The 493-nt window shown below is 63.1% G+C and carries 1 protein-coding gene and 1 pseudogene; both read right to left on the bottom strand.

Annotated elements, in window-relative coordinates:
- Nucleotides 1–174, bottom strand: a pseudogene (locus tag EN939_RS39630) (EamA family transporter); the annotation flags it as partial.
- 26 nt (nt 175–200) lie between these two features.
- The coding region (locus tag EN939_RS37415) for a putative hemolysin (protein WP_245473347.1) at nt 201–493 on the bottom strand (293 nt) is incomplete at its 5' end.

The following is a 493-nucleotide window of genomic DNA, read 5'->3' as shown; positions in this document are numbered from 1 at the left end:
GTACAGAGCCAGCCCAAGACCGGCACCGAGATAGAGCAGGCCGGCCAGCATGAAGGGATTGACGCCATTGAGCAGCAGCTTGCTGAGCGGCGGCGTCGCCCCGAACAGGGCGGCAGAGCCAAGCGCGAGTGGCACGCCGGGCCACAGATGCGAATGGGAATGCGGTTCGGACATGATCTCACCCTATGATGGCAGGTGTGTCACTTGCGGCGCATGGCCGCCTTCGGCCCGATGCACTTGTTGTCGCGAAACAGCGCCCACTCCTCGCAAAGGCGCCCATTGGGCAAGCGGCAAAACCCATATTCGTTGCCGGCCTTGTCCTTCCTGATCACCAGGCGCCCGCCGATATCGCCACAATGGACGGATGCCGGATTGGCCATGCCGACCGGTTCTTGCGCACTGGCGCCGGCGGAAAACGGCAGCGGCGACAAAGCGGCAAAGCTGGCGACCAATATCGAAACCTTCTTCATCGCGATCTCCCCGGCCGCATTCT

Source organism: Mesorhizobium sp. M7A.F.Ca.CA.002.05.1.1 (assembly GCF_003998335.1).
Taxonomy (GTDB): domain Bacteria; phylum Pseudomonadota; class Alphaproteobacteria; order Rhizobiales; family Rhizobiaceae; genus Mesorhizobium.
Note: the sequence above shows the minus strand (reverse complement) of the source record. Positions and strands in the feature narration are given on the sequence as shown.